General features: G+C 34.9%; 15 protein-coding genes, 1 pseudogene and 1 CRISPR repeat array (1 of these 17 running past the window's edge). Of the genes and pseudogenes, 5 read left to right on the forward strand and 11 right to left on the reverse strand.

Annotated features, from left to right (window positions below; translation table 11 throughout):
* Positions 1 to 523: 523 nt before the first annotated feature.
* From CLOCL_RS12685 to CLOCL_RS12695, 3 genes are all read right to left on the reverse strand, one after another.
* Positions 524 to 1,672 carry a DUF6612 family protein gene (locus CLOCL_RS12685; protein ID WP_014255730.1) on the reverse strand — a complete coding sequence of 383 codons (1,149 nt, stop codon included), beginning with the start codon at positions 1,670 to 1,672 and terminating at the stop codon, positions 524 to 526.
* A gap of 189 nt (positions 1,673 to 1,861) precedes the next feature.
* Positions 1,862 to 3,034, reverse strand: a complete 1,173-nt coding sequence (locus tag CLOCL_RS12690; RefSeq protein ID WP_014255731.1) for a copper amine oxidase N-terminal domain-containing protein — start codon at positions 3,032 to 3,034, stop codon at positions 1,862 to 1,864.
* 169 nt (positions 3,035 to 3,203) lie between these two features.
* On the reverse strand, positions 3,204 to 4,403 hold the full coding sequence (locus CLOCL_RS12695; protein WP_014255732.1) for a M24 family metallopeptidase: 1,200 nt from the start codon (positions 4,401 to 4,403) through the stop codon (positions 3,204 to 3,206).
* A gap of 222 nt (positions 4,404 to 4,625) precedes the next feature.
* Here CLOCL_RS12695 and CLOCL_RS12700 point away from each other — a divergent pair, with 222 nt between their 5' ends.
* Together CLOCL_RS12700 and CLOCL_RS12705 are read left to right on the forward strand one after the other, a co-directional pair.
* The gene (locus CLOCL_RS12700) at positions 4,626 to 4,958 is read left to right on the forward strand and encodes a hypothetical protein (protein WP_014255733.1); all 333 of its coding nucleotides are present in this window, start codon (positions 4,626 to 4,628) and stop codon (positions 4,956 to 4,958) included.
* A gap of 79 nt (positions 4,959 to 5,037) precedes the next feature.
* Positions 5,038 to 5,583: a carboxypeptidase-like regulatory domain-containing protein gene (locus CLOCL_RS12705; RefSeq protein WP_014255734.1), complete on the forward strand. Its 546-nt coding sequence runs from the start codon at positions 5,038 to 5,040 to the stop codon at positions 5,581 to 5,583.
* A gap of 212 nt (positions 5,584 to 5,795) precedes the next feature.
* On the opposite strand, the gene CLOCL_RS12710 is transcribed toward CLOCL_RS12705, so the two are convergent.
* The 7 genes from CLOCL_RS12710 to CLOCL_RS12740 form a co-directional block, all read right to left on the reverse strand.
* Positions 5,796 to 7,013, reverse strand: a complete 1,218-nt coding sequence (locus CLOCL_RS12710; protein ID WP_014254544.1) for an IS256 family transposase — start codon at positions 7,011 to 7,013, stop codon at positions 5,796 to 5,798.
* Positions 7,014 to 7,264: 251 nt separating this feature from the next.
* A complete protein-coding gene (locus tag CLOCL_RS12715; RefSeq protein WP_014255735.1) occupies positions 7,265 to 8,431 on the reverse strand; it encodes a tetratricopeptide repeat protein in 1,167 nt (388 codons plus the stop codon).
* Between the two features lie 38 nt (positions 8,432 to 8,469).
* Positions 8,470 to 9,747, reverse strand: coding sequence for a bifunctional folylpolyglutamate synthase/dihydrofolate synthase (locus tag CLOCL_RS12720; protein ID WP_027622802.1), 1,278 nt, complete (start codon positions 9,745 to 9,747; stop codon positions 8,470 to 8,472).
* A 167-nt stretch (positions 9,748 to 9,914) separates the two neighbouring features.
* Positions 9,915 to 12,656, reverse strand: a complete 2,742-nt coding sequence (secA, locus tag CLOCL_RS12725) for a preprotein translocase subunit SecA (RefSeq protein ID WP_014255737.1) — start codon at positions 12,654 to 12,656, stop codon at positions 9,915 to 9,917.
* Between the two features lie 131 nt (positions 12,657 to 12,787).
* Entirely contained in the window at positions 12,788 to 13,396 is a 609-nt protein-coding gene (locus CLOCL_RS12730) for a DUF5317 domain-containing protein (protein ID WP_014255738.1), read from the reverse strand.
* A gap of 24 nt (positions 13,397 to 13,420) precedes the next feature.
* Positions 13,421 to 13,834: a hypothetical protein gene (locus CLOCL_RS12735; protein ID WP_014255739.1), complete on the reverse strand. Its 414-nt coding sequence runs from the start codon at positions 13,832 to 13,834 to the stop codon at positions 13,421 to 13,423.
* Positions 13,835 to 13,923: 89 nt separating this feature from the next.
* The gene (locus CLOCL_RS12740) at positions 13,924 to 14,226 is read right to left on the reverse strand and encodes a YerC/YecD family TrpR-related protein (RefSeq protein ID WP_014255740.1); all 303 of its coding nucleotides are present in this window, start codon (positions 14,224 to 14,226) and stop codon (positions 13,924 to 13,926) included.
* A gap of 816 nt (positions 14,227 to 15,042) precedes the next feature.
* Here CLOCL_RS12740 and CLOCL_RS12745 point away from each other — a divergent pair.
* The 3 genes from CLOCL_RS12745 (at position 15,043) to CLOCL_RS12755 (ending at position 18,837) form a co-directional block, all read left to right on the forward strand.
* Positions 15,043 to 16,374 (forward strand): CCA tRNA nucleotidyltransferase, encoded by a 1,332-nt coding sequence (locus tag CLOCL_RS12745; protein ID WP_014255741.1) that lies wholly within the window; start codon positions 15,043 to 15,045, stop codon positions 16,372 to 16,374.
* Positions 16,371 to 17,294, forward strand: coding sequence for an alpha/beta hydrolase (locus tag CLOCL_RS12750; protein ID WP_014255742.1), 924 nt, complete (start codon positions 16,371 to 16,373; stop codon positions 17,292 to 17,294). The genes CLOCL_RS12745 and CLOCL_RS12750 overlap by 4 nt, the downstream gene beginning before the upstream one ends.
* Before the next feature lie 133 nt (positions 17,295 to 17,427).
* Positions 17,428 to 18,837: a hypothetical protein gene (locus CLOCL_RS12755; protein ID WP_014255743.1), complete on the forward strand. Its 1,410-nt coding sequence runs from the start codon at positions 17,428 to 17,430 to the stop codon at positions 18,835 to 18,837.
* Between the two features lie 287 nt (positions 18,838 to 19,124).
* On the opposite strand, the pseudogene CLOCL_RS12760 reads toward CLOCL_RS12755, so the two are convergent.
* Positions 19,125 to 20,261: pseudogene (locus CLOCL_RS12760) on the reverse strand (IS3 family transposase).
* 89 nt (positions 20,262 to 20,350) lie between these two features.
* Positions 20,351 to 23,177: a CRISPR direct-repeat array (repeat unit 29 nt; unit sequence ATTTACATCCCACATAGTTAAAGAACAAC); it runs 807 nt beyond the window's last position.

The following is a 23,177-nucleotide window of genomic DNA, read 5'->3' on the forward strand; positions in this document are numbered from 1 at the left end:
TATTATACTCGACTTCTATTTTATAAATGAAACTTACATGAGTAGTACTTTATTTTCGGTTACATGACATAAAATTACTGTTTATTACCAAATCATAGAATTGTAATGTGCTATTAAATATATTATCTCTATTTTTATACAAATCCGCAATATAAATTTAATTTAATTAATATAAATATCCAGTTCATACTTTATTACACATCGCATTAATTCGCCAAATTTTATTATCAGCTTATAACAGAATAATTATTTTATAAACCGAAATTCACAACCTATCCATTTTTCGTAAAACAAAAAATATTCCGGCACAAATATTAATTCGATGTATAATTCAAATTTCGTATCCATTCGATAAAAATTTACTACTTTTTTGAATAATAAAATAAAAAAGCTATTGCATTCAATTAAAGTAATATTAAACACAATTTTAATATTACAATTAACTTAGCAATAGCCTTTTTCATTCTTTTTTATTTACTATCCGAATAAAGCTTTTTCCTTTACTTTTGCTTACATTAATTCCTTATATTATTTCCTGGGGTACGGTAATCACAAAATCTCCATTGATGTCTGACAAACTGATTCCAATTTTCACATTGTATTGGCTTGCACCGATTTCATCTTCAATTTTACCGTCAAGATTTATTGTAATACTTTTCATATAGTATGTATTTTTGTCAAAAACCATTTCCATGGAAAAATTGTTCATACTTGTTGCGTCAACCAAATTTCCTGCTGCAGTCAAACCTTCATTAAAACCTTTTACAAACTCGGATAAAAGGACATCTCCTTTTATAACAATTTCATCAGGATTATCGCTTTTTGAAATTACCATACCTGCAGCCAATTTACCTATATCATCGTTTTTAATGTTTACAATATCACTGTTGCTTTCAAACAATTGCTCATAATCGCTTTCGCTCAGCTTCTCTTTAGTCCAGCCGCCTGTTTCAACATTCTTGGTGTATGAATAACCGTCTTTTAAATAAGACTCGGATTCTATTTTCATACCCAACATATCGATAACCGACAACATATGAACTGCTTTATTTGTCTGATCTACATCACCATTAACATTAATGCCGTATTCCATGGAGAATGCATTTTGAGACACTTTAACATCCATATCCATGCCGAATTTATACTTTTTAATATTCTTCATAGCTTCATTTGATTTTGAAATAATGTCACTTATTTGATTATAATTCTCTTTATCTGAAATTAAAACCGAGCGGGTTTCAGCATCCCATACTACTTGTTTATCCAAGCTTTCCGCTACAAACCTTGCCGGAATGTATGTTCTGTTATTTTTCGAATAAATAATTGGCGGCACATCTATAGTAAGTTCTTTACCGTTAACAGTTGCAACAGTATTGCCTACTTCAAGATATATTACTTTATCGTCTTTTTTCACAGTAACACTTCTTTTTACGCCATCCCAAATAATATGCTCATTGTCGTTTGGTACTCCCAGCTTTGTAAGCACCTCACGCAAAGGCAGCAGTGTTCTTCCGTCTGCAATTATAGTAACATCGGTATATGTACCCTTTTCTCCATCAATTATAATTTTAACATCCGGAGTTTCAGTAATACTTTGTGCAGCATTTGCCACTGTTGCAAATATAAGAACAACAAACAGAAATACTGTCAAACAAAAACCAAATTTTTTCATAAAACTTTTAACCCCCTAATTTTTTTATAATATTAGCATACATTATATTTTTAAAATTTTCAATCTAAACACAATAAATTTTGCCTAAATTATAATCAAATTTGTATGAAACTGGTCCTTGTAAAATTATATGGTAATCCAATTAAAGCCATAATTAAACTTACTATAGATATTGCTTTGGAATGTTTATTACGGTGCAATAATATCAAAATCCCCATTGAAATCTTCAAAATAAACAGAAACTTTAAAATTAGACTGTTCTCTAACAAATCCTTCCTGTGCCAAACAATCCATGCTCATTACAATCTCTTTCACATAGTACTTGTTTTTATCTAAGGTCAATTCCATATAAAGACCGTACATATCCACTTCGTTGGTTCTGACGTCTGTATACGATAATTCATCTATTCCCCGCATACCAGAAATTAAAAATTTAGCAATTGTTATCATATATTCAAATGCCAGAGCATCTCCTTTAATAACAATTTCATTAGTATTATCGCTCTTTATAATTTCCAGACCGGCAGACATTTTTTCTATATCCTTTTCATTAAAGGCCACTAGTTTACTGAAGACTTCAAAAAATTTATTATATTCTTCCAATTGACTTTGGCTCAATTCTTCTTTGCTCCAGCCGTTTTCTTCATCGTATTTATAATCACAGCCGTCAATTAAAGAAAACTCATCAATAAATTCCATACCGAAAATCTTTACAGATGATATTGCATGAAGAGCCTTATTTTCCAGGTCTATCTCCCCTATTAAACCTACGTTAAATTCAGTTTCAGAATTGTTTACCAAATATTTATTTTCATTTTTCATTCCGAATTTAAACTTTTTAGCATCCTTCATAGCTTTCGTTGACTTATCAAGTATGTCTTTTATTTGGCTATAACTTTCTTTGTCTGAAATCAAAACCGAGCGGGTTTCAGCATCCCACACTACTGCTTTTCCAAGACTTTCTGCCACAAACCTTGCCGGAATGTATGTTCTGTTGTTTTTCGGATAAATAATAGGTGGAACATCAACGGTAAATTCTTCTCCATTAACTGTTGCAATTGTATTGCCTGCTTCAAGATATATTACTTTATCGTCTTTTTTCACTGTAACACTCTTTTTTGCATTATCCCAAATAATGTGTTCATAATCATTCTTTACTCCAAGGTTTGTAAGCACTTCACGCAGAGGTAGCATTATTCTCCCCTCTACATTTATTGTAACATCGTTATAAATAACATTCTTCCCTTCAATAACAATTTTTACATCAGGAGTTTCAGTAATACTTTGTGCGGCACTAGACACTGATGTAAATGTGATAATCGAAAACAAAAAAACTGTCAGACAAAAAATCAGCTTCCTCATAATTTTAATCCTCCAGTACTGTTGCTTATATTCTGTTCCAGACTACCTCCATATTTCATTCACATAAATTTTTGCTTTGCAAAAAATTTTACATAAAATGTAATATTTATACTCTAATTATAACTGAAATAAACATTATCTGTCTATAAGTCCATCTAACTATAATTTACTACCAAACAGCAATAAGTCCGGGATTGTTGCCGGTAATAGAGCGGCCTCCATTGGGAGTGACCAAAAAAGTGTTTTCAATACCTACCATTCCTACATTTTCTATTCCTTTTTTCGGCTCAACTGCAAAGGCCATACCTTCCTCTATAGGTTCGTCAAACCCTTTTGCAATTACAGGCAATTCATCTACAACAAGCCCTATTCCATGACCTAAGAATTTTACTTTCCTTTGACCATAACCCATAAAATTGGCTGAAAATTCGTCGCTAATTTTATTCATTATGCTGTTGTATATGTTTGAAGGTATTTCACCTGGCTTTAACATCATAGCTATTTCATTCTGTATTTCAACACATCGCTTGTGGGCATCAATGGCCTTTTCGCAAAGGGGCTTTCCAAACATATAGGTCATTGTTTTATCGGTATGGTATCCTTCCACACCACAACCTATGTCAATAAACACCAAATCCCCTTTTTTAAGCTTTCTTTCCCGACTGCCGAATATGGGTACTGCTATGCTTAGCCCCAAATTTCCTCCGGGCCCGTTAAAATATGAAGGATAAATAGAACTCTCTCCAAATCCTATTTGTCCTAACATCACTTCAGTATCAAACATTCCAAACCGGGTTATTCCATGATAACCTTCTTCCATAAGCACTGCGAACAACTGTGTAGCAAGTTCTGCCTCGCTCATTCCCTCTCGCAATATTTTCGGAATTCTATCCTCCAAAACCCTTCGATGTATCTCTCCCGATTTCTCCATCAGCGATATTTCATACTGACTTTTCACAGCCCTTACTGAAGAAATATATCTGTCCACCGGTCTTACTTCCTCAACCGGAAAGTATTTTAGAAATCTCTGATATAAAGCCAGCGGAACAATTTCCGTTTCCATATGCACTTTTGATGGTATTTTACCTTTACCGAAAGTATCTTGTGCATCAGCAAAACTGTTCATCGGTCTGATATTTTTAAAAAAGGATTCATCCACAGCCCTTTCAAAGTTTCTCCGAACCCAAAAAACCGCATCACCATCTCTTGGAATTATAAGCATTCCATCCTGCATGGTTCCGGTAAAATAGTAAAGATTAATCTTACTAAAAATTACAGCTGCTTCCCATTGAGGATCGCTTATATCCATTTTATACCTAAACCTTATCATCCTTGATTCAAGTTCTTCCAAAGGTACTTTTGTTCTCATGCAAACACTCCCTAAATTTATCTAAAGTCAACAGACATTCGTTTTAATGCCTTTATAATATCATATCAGTATGTTGTCTGCAATGGATGGTTTTCTTTTCAACAATTTTCGCAAAATTTTTGCAATTTAATAAAAAAATTTTTTAAAAACAATCACCTTTGTTTACATAAAGATTATTATATAGTAAAAGCAAAAATTAAAACAATGAAAGGAGTAACAAGCATGCTCGACATCGATCTCAACACCTTAAAAGCTCAATTAAAAGCTGAAATCGAAGCTGAACTCGAAGCTCAACAAAAAACCAAACAGGCAAATGAACAGGAAAACGAACAGGAAGTAGAATTAGAAGAAAAGGAATTCCACAGCCAGAATCAAATCAACAAACAAATCAACTACAATGTTCTGACTCAAAAACAGCTTCAGGGTCAAAGAGCCGAAAACGAAAACGAAAATGAAACAGAAGTAAAGAACAAAGCATACGCTGACAATAAAGCAAAAGCCGGTGCAGAAGCTGAAGCTGAAATCGAATCAGAAGGCGGCAAAAAGAAATATTAATTTAAAATAGGGGAGATTAAACTCTCCCCGCTTTTACATAAAATTTCTATCAATCAAGTTTCAGAAAAGAGGTGCAATCATGAAGTCAAAGAATAATTTGCCTGATAATACAGCAAACAAACATAAATATCCCGTTAACAGTCAGAGTTATGAAAATGACAGTCTTCAGTACAATAGTCAAGACCTTGACCAGGAACAAAAAGTTGACGTAAATCCGGTACAATTAAACACCCAGAACGTAAATGTTTATGTCGACCCCCCAAAGACTGATTATTCGGGAAAAATTACAGGGATTACCTTACGGAGAAAAGATAATGAAGTTCTTCAATACGTAGATATATATCTATATTTCGGACATAAATGCGGTCTTCCCGTTTACGAAACAACTTCCGATTGCAACGGAAACTTTGCCATAGAAAACATTCCTCCGGGATATTACATTATACATGCCCAGTGCGGTTCCAACTTAAAATGCGAATCTCCTTACATTAAAGTTCTGCCCGGACAAAGTGTACATCAAACACTTGTCTTAAGCTATGAAAAATCTCCGTCAGCCCGTTCCGGGAATGTAAGTAATTTTGTGTATCATAATTTATGTAATCCTTCTTTAGCAAGTAAATTTTAGTTGACAAGGTTTACAGAATATTGTTTTTTATTGCCTTTTCATTATATATTATTGCCGGATTTGTTAAGTTTTATACATAAACTTGATTAAATCTGGCAATAATCATTTATAATGGTCAGTATTAGCCTTTTAAACCTATATTTTTAATTTTGTGAGGTCTAGCCCATCCGGCGATGAGGATGAGCCCTTGAGGGCGGTGGGGGTGAATGCTCTTAAATATACTCTTCCAGCCTACCTGGATATTGGATTACCAATTGGCTAAGTACTCTATCCCAGTTTTTGTAACGTTGTGTCCATTTTTTTACTACATTCATTGATGCTAAATATAAAATCTTTTCTAGTGAACTGTCTGTTGGAAATATTGTTTTTGTTTTTGTGACCTTACGAAACTGACGATGTAGTCCTTCAATTATATTTGTAGTATAAATTATTTTTCGTATTTCTTCTGGAAATTTGAAAAATGGACTTATAACATCCCAGTTATTTTCCCAACTACGTATTGCAAAAGGATATTCCTTTCCCCACTTTTCTTTAAGTTCATAAAGTTTTTCTAATGCTATTTCTTCATTAATAGCATGATATACTTCTTTGAAATCATTACTAAATGCTTTTAGGTCTTTGTATGGCACATACTTAAAAGAATTTCTCAGCTGATGTATTATGCAACGCTGCACTTCAGATTTTGGATATGCAGCATTTATGGCTTCCTTAAGTCCGGTAAGTCCATCAACACAAAAAATTAAAACATCCTGTACTCCTCTATTTTTAAGGTCATTCAGTACACCAAGCCAAAACTTTGAGGATTCATTGTCACCAATCCAGATCCCTAAAATATCCTTATATCCATCAATAGTAACACCTAGAACAACATAAGCTGCCCTGTTTATTATTCTTCCGTCGTCCTTAACTTTATAGTGTATTGCATCCATAAAAACAAAAGAGTATATAGGTTCAAGAGGTCTTTGTTGCCATTCCTTAATCTCTGGAGCAATTCTATCAGTAATCTTACTAACCATCTCTGCTGATAGGCTAAAACCATAAAGTTCTTCAATTTGTTGACTGATATCCCTTGTAGACATTCCTCTTGCATATAAAGCTATAACTTTTTCTTCAATTCCAGAAACATTACGTTGATATTTAGGAATAATTTTAGGTTGAAATTCGCCTTTACGATCTCTTGGTACTTGTATATCAATTTCTCCAAACTCACTTTTTATTTTTTTAGGCGTATAACCGTTACGACTATTATCAGTTTTTTTATTTTCTACATCATCTTTAGCATATCCTAATTTTGCTTCAAGTTCTGCTTCTAAAAGTTCTTGTATTATATCTTTAAAAATGTCTTTAAGATATTCATTAATATCAGATACACTTTGGAAATTATTTTCCCGAACTAATTGTTTGATTTGTTCTTTTGTTAACGTTGACATAAAGTTCTCCTCCTTAGCTTTTATTATTATTAATCCTTGCCAAGAAGGAGAACATTCAATCATCTATACACAAATTTTTTTACATCCTCCCCGTTCCTGATATATAATGATAAGCCACTTCAATATTATATAAAAATAAACACCTATGCAGCTTATAACTAAAGCGCCGGTGTTTTTTTCATTTTTCATAACATTTATTTTTGCTTATATTTTAATAATCTAAAATACATAGAATATTTGTCAAAAAGCTTTTACGTTCCGGAATTTATACTGTCCACTCTGCTTTTGGCATACTTTGCAAATGAACTGGAAGGATACCGTTCAATAACTTTGTTAAAAGCCTCTAAAGCTTTATCTTTGTCGTTTAATTCCTGGTGACACACACCTATATAGTATATTGTTGCACTTGAATTTTTCCATTCATCAACATAGGCAACCACTTTGTTAAATTTCTCAAGAGCTTCTCCATATTGTTTCTTTTTGTACAAATCCCTTCCTTCATTATACATCTGCTGAGCCGCTTTTTCCATTGCCTGTTTTCTCAGGCTTTCATATTTTTCTTTTTCCGTTTCATTAAGTCCTTCTGCATTAAACGCCACCAACATATCGGCAGCACCAACATAATCTCCTCCCGATACTTTCTTTTCTATTAACAACAGCTGAGATAAATTTGTATAGTTTTGTGCTGTCTTTTGCAAACCTTCCAATTGGTTTTGCAAATCTTCCAATTGCTTTTGCAAAGCATTATTTTCCTCAGCCAGTTGATTGTATTTTTCTTCATAATCAATACTGCTCTGATTTTTTCGTCTATTATCAATAACATTAGAAACATCCTTTGCCGATTCTTTGGAGCCGGCAATCGTACTAATCGCAAAAAACACCAGCAAACCGGCCAAAAAGCCAATCAAATACTTTGCTGCATTCATTTTCAGTATATTCGAAATGGAATATGACAATTCGGTAAAAATGGAATCTTTTTTGTTATCCTTTTTCTTGTTTTTAACGTTTTTAACGTTGGACTTTTTGTTTTCGCTCTTTTCTTTATGTTTCACCTTTATATTATTACCGGGCCGTTTATAATCATTATCCAGTAATCTTAAATATTCCGATGCTTTCCTGTCTTGTGGATCAATGCTTAAAACTTTTTCAAAGCAATTCCTTGCCAGATTATTCTCATTTATAGTAGTATATAATAATCCCAGCAAATTTATTGCCTCACAAAAATCCGGATTGAGTGAAATAGCTTTTTTAAGCTCAATTATTGCGATATCCTCACTTTTTATGCGTATGTTGTCTAATGCTTTGTTATATAGTAAAACAGAATTCTTTAAGTTATCGGGCATATCTATATTGGTTTTCAGCAATCGGTCAAGATCTATTGGTGAATAGGTCTTTATTTCCTGTTTAAAATCAGTCATATATCCACCTCATTAATTATTTTTGACAACTGAAAATTCTAGTGCTTAAAAAAGCTTCTAATTTTACCTATATAATAAAGTGAGCCATACGCACAAATTACATCATCTTCGGAAGAAATCCGATTCAAACTTGTTCTTATTGCCCCTTCAATTGTATCACTAACCGAGACCCTTTTACAATACCTCAAAACAAAATCCGACATTTCCTTTGGAGATAATGCCCTGCTGCTGTCCGGTGCAACTGTTATATACTCTAAAGCCAAAGGCACAGTTGGCCTGATAATGGATTCGACATCCTTATCTCTTAATGCACCAATAATAAATATAATCTTCTTCCCCGGAAAATATGATTTCAAAACCCCTGCCAGGTTCTCAGCACCTTCCTTGTTATGAGCGCCATCAATCAAAAAAACAGGCTTTTTACTCAAAACTTCAAACCTTCCGGGCCATCTTGCATTTACCAGGCCTCTTTCAATGCTGTCATCAGGTATTTTATACCCCTTGTCTCTCAGTATTTTAAGAGCAGCTAAAGCCACAACAGCATTTTTCACCTGATGTTCTCCTAAAAGCGATATTTCAAAGCTTTTTCCGTTATACTCAAATTTCTGACCATCTATTGAATATTGCTTTATCCTGATACTTTCAAAATCTGCAATATGTAAGTTTGCATTCTTTTCTTCGCAAACCTTTTCAATTACTTCCAAAATATCTCTTCCCTGCGGAAAAAGAACTACATCACCCTTGTTTTTAATAATTCCAGCCTTTTCAAAAGCAATCTTCTCAAGAGTATCTCCAAGTCTGTCCATATGATCATAGCTTATGGTAGTAATAACAGAAACTAAAGCCTCATTAATAACATTTGTAGCATCAAACCTTCCGCCAAGGCCAACTTCCAGTACAACAATATCGCAATTCATCTCATAAAAATATTCAAAAGCAATTGCCGTGACTATTTCAAACTCTGTGGGATAAATGTTATACTTCGAAATCATAATATCCACATGTTCTTTGACAAAAGTAGTTATTCGGGCGAGATCATCCCCATCTATCTCTTCATTGTTCACTTTAATCCTTTCATTAAAACGTTCAAGGCACGGTGATGTATATATACCCACTTTATATCCTGCTTCAATGAGTACATTGCTGATAAATGCTACCGTTGAACCTTTTCCGTTAGTTCCAGCAACATGGACAAATTTTAACTTCTCCTGCGGATTCCCCATTAACTCAAGCAGAGTCTTTATATTTTCCAAGCCAAGTTTTATTCCAAATTTCACCGTTCCGTGAATATAATTTAATGCTTCAATGTAATTCATAGTTTTCCCCTTTTGCTCTTTAGTCTGACTTTCGACAAATTTTATAACATTGCAGCACAATAATATTTTCAAAACACTTTTGAAAAGAATTTCGCTCTGACTTACAAAAACAATTTCATATAAAATTGTGATGACCATGCAGGCCACCACAACCTTATACAAATCAATTATTCATTTGCACCGCAACACTTTTTGTACTTCTTGCCGCTGCCGCAAGGACACAAGTCATTTCTTCCCACTTTTTCCTTCTGGCTCTTTACAACCGGCTTTTTAACTTCATCCCCATGGGATGCTTCTATCGGTTCAGCCACTTTTTCACGTTTCGGTGCTTCCTGCTCGCGATTTATATGTGTATTTAAAATAACCTTGACGGCATCGAACTGAATATTTCTGTTCATTTCCTCAAACATCTCAAAACCTTCAAACTTGTACTCGATAACAGGATCCCTCTGACCGTAAGACCTTAAATGAATTCCATGTTTAAGCTGTTCCATGGCATCGATGTGGTCCATCCATTTCTGGTCAACTATCCTCAAGAGTACAACTCTTTCAAGCTCTCTCATAAGTTCTGAGCCCAATTCTTCCTCTTTTTCTTCATATCTCTTTGTTATCAGTTCGAGAATTTTTTCTCTCAGAGATTCTTTGGTTAAGTTTTCCATCTCTTCCTTTGAAAAATTCAATGAACCTGTCGGAACATAAGCCCCTTCGGCATAAGACCTTATGCTTTCCCAATCCCAGTAATCGGGATGTGGGTTCTCACTGCAGTATAAATTCACAATAATATCGGCAATAGTTTCAAACATCTTGAGGAAGCTGTCTTTTAAATTCTCTCCGTCCAAAACTTTCCTTCTCTGACCGTATATTACTTCCCTTTGTTTATTCATTACATCATCGTACTGCAATACGTTCTTTCTTATAGAAAAGTTTCTGCCTTCAACTTTTCTCTGGGCATTTTCAATTTGGTTTGTAAGCATCGTTGCTTCAATAGGCTGGTCATCCTCAAGTCTCAACCTTTCAACAATTCCCATCAGTCTATCGGAACCGAAAAGTCTCATCAAATCATCTTCCAAAGATATATAGAATCTTGAAGATCCTGGGTCACCTTGACGTCCCGCTCTACCTCTCAGCTGGTTATCTATACGTCTCGATTCGTGTCTTTCGGTACCGATTATATGAAGACCGCCTGCTTCAACAACCTTTTCCCGTTCAGCGTTGGTAATTTCCTTGAACTTATCGTACAATTCTCTAAATACTGCCCTTGCTGCCAGTATCTCCTGATCATCGGTATCATTAAAGCCGGTAGCCTGATTTATCAGCTCGTCACTGTATCCTTTCTTTCTCATTTCCTGTTTGGCCAGATATTCCGGATTACCGCCTAACATTATGTCGGTACCGCGACCCGCCATGTTGGTTGCAATGGTAACTGCTCCTAATTTTCCTGCCTGTGCAATAATTTCAGCTTCCTTTTCATGATACTTGGCATTCAAAACCTGATGCGGAATTCCCCTCTTTTTAAGCATAGAACTCAGCAATTCCGATTTTTCAATGGATATTGTTCCTATAAGAACAGGCTGACCTTTTTGATGACGCTCAACTACATCATTAACAACAGCATTAAATTTGCCCATCTCATTTTTGTATACCACATCATTAAGGTCTACTCTTGCAACAGGTTTATTTGTAGGGATAACAATAACATCCAGTTTATAGATATCCCTAAACTCCTGTTCTTCTGTAAGAGCAGTACCGGTCATACCTGCCAGTTTTTTATACATTCTGAAGTAATTCTGGAATGTAATAGTAGCTAAGGTTTTGCTTTCCCTTTCAACTTTAACCCCTTCCTTAGCTTCTATTGCCTGGTGCAGTCCGTCACTGTAACGTCTTCCGTACATCAAACGTCCGGTAAATTCATCAACGATTATAATTTCTCCATCTTTAACAACATAATCCCTGTCGGCTTTCATAAGGCCATGAGCCCTCAGAGCCTGGTTTATGTGATGGGAAATTGTGAGGTTCTCTGAATCGGAAAGATTTTCGATTCCGAAAAATGCCTCTGCCTTTTTAATACCCTGAGCTGTCAATGTGGCAGTATGAGCCTTTTCATCTACAATATAATCGGCATCTATATCATCGTTATCCTCTTTGTCATCCAGCTCGGTAAATACTTTTACTTTCAGTCTTCTAACAAAAGAGTCTGCAATCTTATAAAGTTCGGTAGATTTGTCCCCTTGACCTGATATTATAAGCGGTGTTCTTGCCTCGTCTATAAGGATACTATCCACCTCGTCCACTATTGCATAATGGAGATCTCTCTGAACCATATCCTCTTTGTAAATAACCATATTATCCCTAAGGTAGTCAAATCCGAATTCATTATTGGTACCGTAGGTAATATCACAGCTATAAGCATGTCGTCTCTCTGCATTGGTAAGTCCATGAACAATAAGACCGACAGACAAACCAAGGAAATTATAGACTTTTCCCATCCACTCACTGTCACGTTTTGCCAGATAGTCGTTTACTGTTACTACATGAACTCCTTTACCTTCTAAGGCATTTAAATAAACAGGGAGAGTTGCAACAAGGGTTTTTCCTTCCCCGGTTTTCATTTCAGCTATTCTTCCCTGATGAAGAACAATACCTCCGATTAACTGAACCCTAAAATGTTTCATTCCCAAAACTCTCCAGGAAGCTTCCCTCATAACGGCAAAAGCTTCCGGGAGAATATCGTCCAGTGTCTCACCGTCTGCCAGTCTCTTCTTAAACTCTTGAGTCTTGTTCTTTAGTTCCGCGTCACTCAATGCTTTCATTTCTTCTTCAAGGCTTTCTATTTTATCCACAATAGGCATAATTCTTTTAAGTTCTCTGTCACTGTAAGTTCCAATTATTTTTTCAATTAGTTTTTTCATTAAAAATACCTCCAAATTATTTTTGCAACAACTCTTTATCATTTTAAAAAGTTGATTATAAATTAAAATTTAATCTTTATTTTTCTATCAATTCATTAAGCACCCATTGCCCGGTGCGAATTTTTGCAGGTTCAATACACAGTTTTTGCCTTTCTTGATTTCAACATAAACTGCAAACATAACAAAAACAGACCTGCTGCAATAATAATATCCCCAATACTAATTAAAGGCATTCCCAAACCGAGAAACCCGGGAACACTGTATATATCCGCCAAAGCCGGAAGCTTTGTCGCCGAATTGATGGCTACATGTTTGTTGTCGGCCCCCTTCATTATCAACTCCAAAGCATCGGCCATATAAGCTTTAGTACTTAAGCTGCTGATATCAACCGGCATTCTGCCACCGTTAAACATCATCACCAAAGCATTAAGCAGAGCGCCTATTCCAATAAGCCACAGTCCTGCATATTTCCTGTTAAACCATATCACCAAAAACACAAAAACAAATACAGCACCATTGACCATCACCGTAGTAATTGTTCCAAATCTATATCCTCTGCTCTCTGTTAAAGAAGATATAATTTGCAAAACCACAGCCGGGAACAGCAGCCATGCTTTTTCAAACTTTATATTGCTAAAATCAGGCCAGCTTCCGTTAATGAGGCTGACAATCGTTCCAATTGCAAGAGCTGCCAAAATCACAACAATATAGAGCAAAACATCACCCCTTGTTTTAAGCATAGAGTGAAACATGCTATTTATTATTTAATTGAAGCAGTACGGTGGGGATAAATCCGAATGATAAAAGACAATACCCTTGTTTATTATTTCTTGCACAGCAATAAAAATAACAAACAAAAACGGCAAAAATAATACTAATTTTATTGACTTGCTGCTAACCGCAAACCAAGATTTGATATTGGTTGTATTCGAATGGAATTTTAAGGATTCGTCACTGAATTTTATACTGGAAAAAAAAGCAAACGAAGCCTTCAGCCCACGATTATTATTCAAACACTGAACTTGCTTGGCAGTGAACTCCCCTTCATAACCTAAAACAAAATCAATTACCTCTTTAGTCAAAACGGAAGGATCACATAAAATTTCAGCTATATTTATTATACCTTCTGCAGTCAAAGCTGACAAAATCAGCAAACTAATGAATAATCTTCTTAACATTTGTACCTTCCCTACAATGTATTTGTCCTATAGCAATTTTAACTAATTTTTTTTATATAATCAACATTAAATTAGGAATCGCCATGAAATTATCGGGAACCTTTTTTATTTTCCAACCGGTCCAATATCATTTTATAACCGTCAGCTCCATAATTTAAAGCCCTGTTAACCCTGCTTATTGTAGCAGTGCTTGCACCTGTAACCTCGCTTATTTCGGTATAAGTCTTACCCTTTCTCAGCATACTTGCAACTTCAAGCCTTTGCGCCAGTGCCTTAATTTCGGCGATAGTACAAATATCTTCAAAAAAATTATAGCATTCTTCAATATTTTCAAGAAGCAATATCGCTTCAAACAACTTGTCGGTCATATCATCTTTCAGTTTAGAATTCATAGATTTCAGCTCCCGTTCAAAAACAGTTATAAAGATTTAAAAAGATGTATAACTCTTTACTCCTAGAGACTACAATAACAGCTTTTTTGCAAACAGTCAAGAATACAAAAATTTTAGTCTTCACCGGAATAAATTTTGAAACGTTTTATGCTTAATAGCACTATACTATAAATATTTTAGAAAAAAGTAGAAATTTCAGTGGTATTCTATATACCTTTATGTTATAATTAGTATGAAGTTAATATAACGATTGCATAGCACTATGCAAAATGCTCGTAAAGATTTCGGGAAGGACTTTCCAATACTCAAAGCTGTTCAATGTTCTTGTACGCTTTCCACTTCTTCACTTCCTTTGTAGTAGTTGTTTCTTTTCTTTAGAGCAATTACTTCTTTGATGGTGACTAAAATTTTCTGAAAAATATAAACCAATTGTGACTCCCAAATTATTCCACATCAAAACGTTGCTTTTTTTTAATATATTTTGTCGAATTTTATGATATTACAACGAATTGTTACATCATTTCACAATTCAGTGTATATTGTTAGCAGGTAATTTTATAAAAGTTACTCCCCTAAATCCCGATGCATTCTCCCTTCTCTTCATTGGAATGCACGGGAATTTTTTTATCCTTTTCTGTTTTTTATACAGTAATAAAATGTCGAAAAAACATATCAAGATTTCAGAAACAAATAGTATATAATATATTAAAAAGTCTTAAATTTTACTTTGATATTGCCGTAGCTATTATGAGCTGATTTCTTAACTACGGATATACCTTTTTATATTTACAAACCTATGCAAAGGATGGAAACATAATGACAGAACATTTTTCCGTAAAGCTGCCGGAAGAAGTGGCACATATTTTAAAAGCATTAAATGATAACAACCACCAAGCATATATTGTTGGAGGTTGTGTAAGGGATATTATTTTAAACAAAGATCCCAAGGATTGGGACATTTCAACCTCTGCAACCACTGATGAAATCAAGGCCATATTCAATAAAACAATTGACACCGGAATAAAGCACGGAACTGTTTCGGTAGTTATTGGGAATAAAGTTGTGGAAGTTACAAGCTTCAGAACCTTTAATCCCGATGAAAGCAAAAGCTTGATTACCGATCTTTCCCACAGAGATTTAACAATAAATTCAATGGCATATCATCCGGAAGAGGGTTTGCTTGATCCCTTTTCGGGTCTTGAGGATATAAAAAATGCTGTTATACGCGCTGTCGGCAATCCTTCCGACCGATTTATGGAAGACCCTTTAAGAATGCTTCGTGCAGTGCGTTTCAGTGCCACATTAGGGTTTGACATTGATAAATCCACTCTTGATGCAATTAAAAGTTGCAGTCAACTTATTGTCAATATCAGCCGGGAACGTATCAGAGATGAACTGACAAAGATTCTTATATCGAATCGGCCTTTTAAATTTATTCTTTTAAGAGATGTGCAGCTCTTAAAATATATATTGCCTGAATTTGACATATGTTTTGATATTACTCAAAATCATCCTTATCATATTTATAATGTTGCCGAGCATTCATTAAAGGCAGTCTCTGAAATTGAAAATGATATTGGCTTAAGATGGGCAATACTTCTTCACGATACCGGAAAAGCCGTGACAAAATTCACTGATAAGGACGGAACAGACCATTTTTACGGTCACCCTGAAAAAAGTGTGGATATAGCAAAAAATGTACTGGAAAGGCTTAAGTTCGATAACAAAACTATTGCAAAAGTTTGCCGCCTTATCAGACACCATGACAAGCGCATACAGCCCGATTTCAAGTCTGTGCGCAAGGCTGTAAACACAATCGGTGAAGATTTTTTTATGGACCTTCTGAAAGTTCAGGAAGCGGATAAAAAAGGTCAAAACCCTGAATTTCTTAACACCTCGCTTACAGAGCTGAATAAGATAAAAGAAATATATAAAGAAATTAGTAATGAAAAGCATTGTCTGTCAGTCAAAGACCTGAAAATAAACGGCAGGGATCTTATCGCATTAGGTTTTCGACAGAGCAAGGAAATTGGATGCATACTTGAAAAATTATTAAATAACGTATTGGAAAAACCCGAGTTAAATACCTACAATGATTTGATTGAAATGGCAAAGTCTTTAAAAAATCAGCAAGGTGAGAGCTTATGACAGCCGGAACTTTTACATTTAAGTCCCATGACGGTGAAGAGATTTTTACATATGAATGGTTTCCCAAAAATACAGTGCTTAAGGGCATTGTCCACATAACTCATGGACTGTCCGAACATGCCGGAAGGTATGCAAACTTTGCAGCAGAATTGAATTCTTCCGGCTATGCAGTTTATGCCCACGACCAAAGAGGTCACGGAAAAACAGCCAAAAATACCGATAATCTTGTTCACATCGGTGAAGGCGGCTGGAATTCCATGCAAAAAGACCTTTTACTGCTTATCGATATAATAAAAAGCAATCACTCTGACTTACCCTTTTTCCTTTTTGGGCACAGCATGGGAAGTTTTATTTTAAGAAATATACTTCAAAATAATCCTCCTGAGGTAAATGGAGTAATTTTATCAGGTACCGGATTCTATGAAAGGATTGCATTAAATGCAGGCATTCTACTGGCAAAATCTATGGTCAAAAGAAAAGGCGGGCAAAAAAGAAGCTATTACATAAATAAAATTACGTTTAGAGCTTTTAATGCAAATATTCCTAATCCCAGAACTTTTTTCGACTGGATCAGCAGGGATGAAAAGGTTGTTGCCGACTTTTACAATGATCCTCTCTGCAGAATAAACTGTTCAAACAATCTATTTCTTGAGCTTTTTAAAGGTTTAAAGACAATTGAGCATCCGAAAAATATTGAAAAGATTTCAAAAAACATCCCTATATTTCTCGTTTCGGGAGATAACGACCCAGTAGGCCACTGGGGCAAAGATGTGCCTGAACTGGCGAATCTGTACAAAAGCATCGGTGTAAAAGAAGTCCGGTACAAGTTATACCCCGGTGCAAGACATGAGATAATCAATGAAATAAATAAAGCAGAAGTTATAAGGGATATAATTGATTGGATGAACTCAATTGCATAAACAAATTATTATTGTTAATACCAAATCCCCTGTAATTATGTTATAATTGGCATAGACTTCGTAATATCAACCCGGCAATCGTTTTTCTGAAGGGTAATATCAAATTGTTTTTTAATTTATCAGGGGTAAAAATATGAAAAAGGTAATGCTTGTTATATCCATCCTATTACTGACAATAACGGGCTGTAAGAGAAATATAAATCTTCCGGATAATCAAACGATAGTCTGGAAATTATTATACGACGAAGATACACTTCCATATAGTCATTTTGTATCCGAAGATTCAAGCATTACTGAGTATGAAATAATAAATAAAAAACCTGATGATTACAATACTTTAGCCGTTAAAGAAATCACCTGCAAAAAACTTTTCGATGCTTCAACCCAGCTTAAATCATGTCAAACAAATGATGGACTTCTGGTATTGGCTATACCACAGGAGTTAAATGTTTCATTAATTAAGTTTGATATGTCTGGCAAAGTTGTTTGGGAAAGAGATGTCGGTGTCTCCGGACGCGTGGCAACAGAAATAACCCTGCTAGATGACGGCAATATAGTATTTGGTGTATCTGATAGGCTAAACAGTTCATCGGATTCAACATCAATGCCAAAAGGACATGTTCTTTGCTACAGTCAAAAAGGTAAACAGCAATGGCAGTATACTTATGAAGATAATTATCTGGGTCGTATTAATTACATATGTCAGGATGATACAAGAAATTTATTGTGCAGCGGCCTTGTAATAAGAGACGATTTACCTAATCTTTCAACCGATATAGTAATTACCCAGTTAAGCCCTCATGGAAAATTAATCCTCGAAACTTTTTTTGGCGGAAGTAAAAATGAGTCTTTGGAAAGCGCAGTTTATAGCGACAGAACGGGTCTGATTATAACCGGGTGGACGGAATTTGATGATGAAGATCTGACCAATGGCGGTAAGGGCGCAACTATGCATTATATCGCTTCGGTAAGTGAAACCCTCGCTTTTAATTGGGTGTATAACCCAGAAACGCCACTTCTATATCAACACGATCAAATACAGGTTCAAGGCAGATATATTTCATTAAGCGGATTTAAGACAACTGAAAATATCGATGAAATTACCGATGATACTAAAAATATCTTTTGCAATTATATTCTTGACGAGAGGGGAATATTAATTCAGGAAATGGAAATAGAAAACAACTCAAATCCCCCATTAAGTGCAATTTGCTTAACAAAGGATCAAGAGGTAGTTTTTGCTTTCAATACTTCAAAGGGGAGTAAGATTATCATCAAAAATTCACTGGGAGAAACTGTTAGAGAATTAGCTTGTGAACTTACCAATACTGAAAGAGTTATACCTACCGCTGACGGTGGATTTATTGTAAAGTACAAGTATCCTGTAAAAAGAATTCCGACGCCTGCATTTGTATCATATATATGGACGGATAATGCTACTACATTGTCCTGTTATGACAAAAACGGTCAGCTTGTGTGGCAAAAAACCTATGATGATTACACAGATAATATTTTGACAGATTATTTGCATGTAGCTTTTTAGGTTTTATTCACAGCAAATCTATGAACTTATATGTTCAAGCTATGACTGTATAATGACCCCCATTGTCAAGACAAATTTTTAGCTTTTCTAAGTTAGATTCTCCTTTCTATGTTTTTGTATAATATCTACCTTAATGTACTCTGTCGGATGGATGTCAAGGGCGAGCATATGCGAGTTCATCTTGCCCCTTGACGTCCAATGGTTATATATCCTTTTGATTCCCGGTCTGTTATGACAGACCAGCTGCCTTCCGGCGAGGACGGGGTTTGGGGCAGAACCCCAAGGTTTTATACTACTGCCTTAATCTCTTTGTTAATCCCAAAATAATATTCTGATGGCGTTTTATAGCCTAGTGACTGATGTGGTCTCTTGTTGTTATAATATTCAATATATTCCCTCGTTTTTTGCCGAAGTTGCTGTCCTGTTTCACAATCTTCATGTTAAGCATCTCCAACTTGTAAGTTCGAAAAAAAACGCTCTATCCTTTGATTATCCAAGGCTCGTCCTTTCCCATCCATTGAAATTTTTATATTATTACTCTTTAGTAATTTTATGTAATCCTCACTGGCAAACTGTTTACCCTGATCGCTGTTCATAATTTCGGGTTTACCATATCACTTGATTGCCTTTTTTATCGCTTCTAATATAAATGTCCTATCTAAAGTATTTGATAACTCAAATCCAACAATATACCGGGAATACCAGTCTATTATAGCTACCATATACATAAATCCACGTTTAAGACGGCAATATGTTATGTCTATAGACCATACCTGGTTGGGATGATCTATATTTAAGTCTCTTAGCAAATACGGGTACAAATATTTGTTACGCAGACGTCTGCTAAGATTAGGTCAGGGACAGAAACCGTGAATCCCCATTTCCCTCATATATCGCCGTGTACGCTTCCTATTGATTTGTATGTGGTAATCCCGGTGTAGGATATTTGTCATCCTGCGATAGCCATATTCCGGATGAACCGTGTATACCTCATCAATAATACGTTTTATCAGATATTCTTCATCTGTTACCGGTACTGGCTTGTACGATTAATACCTAACAGTTCAGCTTGCCTTTTTATGCTTAATTTCTTTTCTTCTCTATCAATCATCTTCATGCGGTCTTCCCGGGACTTAGAATCGGCCAGATTTTTTTAGCCAGGCAACTTCATATGTAAATTAGCCAATTTGCTTAAGCAGTTCGTCCTTCTCCTTTTCATACGACTGTTTGACCTTCTCTACTTCATCAGTTTCCTTACTGAAAACTCTGCCTGCATTGCTTATGAATTCTGCCTTCCAGCGACTTAACTGATTAGGATGAATTTCATATTCGGCAGCTATCTCATTCAGCGTCTTTTCTTCCCTTAAGACCTCAATCACTATTTTTGCTTTTTCTTCTGGTGTAAAATTTCTTCTCGTTTTCATAATTCTATTCTAACTTATTTTGACCGTTTTGTCTGTCTTAATTTATGGTATCATTATAGTCTGCAAGTATTAATGCTTTCTGTGCTATTATTTACATCCCACATAGTTAAAGAACAACACCGACTTCGAAGTTATACTGGTCGTTTTGACAATGATTTACATCCCACATAGTTAAAGAACAACTGAAGTATAATTGTGCATTTTTGTTCTTTAAGAAGATTTACATCCCACATAGTTAAAGAACAACGTTGACAGCTAGCACTAGTTATAATGTAATAATTGTATTTACATCCCACATAGTTAAAGAACAACGAGCAATGGAAAAACTGCCTCGAACCTCATAGATGAATTTACATCCCACATAGTTAAAGAACAACTCATGTTCTTTACAGCTAAATCTTCGCTGATTATTACTATTTACATCCCACATAGTTAAAGAACAACTAACGGATTAATGAAAACCCCGAACTGTTGGTATAAATTTACATCCCACATAGTTAAAGAACAACCGGATATGTGCCATCCTTGACCTTCTCCCAGACATCATTTACATCCCACATAGTTAAAGAACAACTTAACTTCTTTATTTTTAATTGCATTTCTCCAATAATCATTTACATCCCACATAGTTAAAGAACAACGTACAGGAGTAAAAATGCCATTGGGTATAGCTACTATTTACATCCCACATAGTTAAAGAACAACTTAACTTATACAAAATTAAAAGACTTTCCAAATGGATTTACATCCCACATAGTTAAAGAACAACTGAAAAAGTATCAGATATGAATATTTTAATACAAAAATTTACATCCCACATAGTTAAAGAACAACGGTTCCTGGTGTAGGAGGTAAAGGCATTAATATTAATTTACATCCCACATAGTTAAAGAACAACTTAATTTCAATCATCTCCTTTTTTGTTATATAATAATTTACATCCCACATAGTTAAAGAACAACTGAGAAACTGGAGACAGAGATTGCGGAACTAAAGAAATTTACATCCCACATAGTTAAAGAACAACGGAATATGAATTCAGACCTAAAAATGCAGAATTTGTCATATTTACATCCCACATAGTTAAAGAACAACTTGAAGACCAGACAGTCTTCAAAGGAACAGCAAGATATGAATTTACATCCCACATAGTTAAAGAACAACGAAATTGTTTTTGTAATCAACCAATATGATTATTCATTTACATCCCACATAGTTAAAGAACAACTTTGTGGTTCTGGATTTTTATTAATCCTTCATTTTTATTTACATCCCACATAGTTAAAGAACAACGTTCTTGAGTTTGTATAGACAAACTTTTAAATTCTCCATTTACATCCCACATAGTTAAAGAACAACGAATATGTTGGAGATGGTTATACAAGCAGTTGAAAAATTTACATCCCACATAGTTAAAGAACAACTGGCTTGTAGCAAAGTCATATATTCCAACAATATCATTTACATCCCACATAGTTAAAGAACAACCTTTTGTTAGGGCGTATAAGCCGTATTTTGATGATACATTTACATCCCACATAGTTAAAGAACAACCAACCATCCACACTGTCGACTTCTCGACCAATCCACATTTACATCCCACATAGTTAAAGAACAACTATGATGGTACAAAGTGGTTCTTATCCCAATATGATAATTTACATCCCACATAGTTAAAGAACAACGCGATATAGTCAACACCCTTCGGCGTGACGAATGTCATTTACATCCCACATAGTTAAAGAACAACGACCCTATAAAAAGCATAAGTTCATATTCATTTTCATTTACATCCCACATAGTTAAAGAACAACCAACATAGATTATACAAATCCGAAGGTCCACGAGAATTTACATCCCACATAGTTAAAGAACAACTAAAAATATCAAATCCAGATGCTAAGCCAGAAGAAATATTTACATCCCACATAGTTAAAGAACAACTATAGAATAGCTTTGTCTACTGCAAGGCCAATAGACATTTACATCCCACATAGTTAAAGAACAACGTATTCGTTCTCAAAATCATAATCAATATTCTGCGTATTTACATCCCACATAGTTAAAGAACAACTCTTTTTTATTTGACAGTTCTTAAAAAAGATGTTAAACATTTACATCCCACATAGTTAAAGAACAACCGGTACCAAAGCCGTGACAGTGATACCGGCATGCCAATTTACATCCCACATAGTTAAAGAACAACTTTAGAAAATAAGATATATTCTTTAATGTCTAAGTTATTTACATCCCACATAGTTAAAGAACAACCGGCCCAACTGAATGTAACCAGTCTGAACTCATCTAATTTACATCCCACATAGTTAAAGAACAACCTTTGAGTCCTACAGATACGCTTGAAGTTACATATATATTTACATCCCACATAGTTAAAGAACAACAAGGGATAACGGCTCAGGAGGCAGAGAATATTGACCATTTACATCCCACATAGTTAAAGAACAACACTTCATATTCGTCCGCTGTAGGATGTGCCATGTGGATTTACATCCCACATAGTTAAAGAACAACGGGGAGTCGAACCCCTCGCCTGTTCTGTTTGGTAACGTATTTACATCCCACATAGTTAAAGAACAACCTTAAATTGTTGTCATAGATGTACTTCCAAATGTCAATTTACATCCCACATAGTTAAAGAACAACTCATATTTTATAAACGCAGTAAAAAAAGCCTGCACAATTTACATCCCACATAGTTAAAGAACAACTCAATTTAAAGTTAAATTTTCCGCAGTTTAATTTTTATTTACATCCCACATAGTTAAAGAACAACGACAACCCTAAACAAATGGAAAGTGATGCCCAAGAATATTTACATCCCACATAGTTAAAGAACAACTCAAAGTTAGAAGATGAAAACATCGAAAGATTTAAAGTATTTACATCCCACATAGT

This window comes from Acetivibrio clariflavus DSM 19732, assembly GCF_000237085.1.
Taxonomy (GTDB): Bacteria; Bacillota; Clostridia; order Acetivibrionales; family Acetivibrionaceae; genus Acetivibrio; species Acetivibrio clariflavus.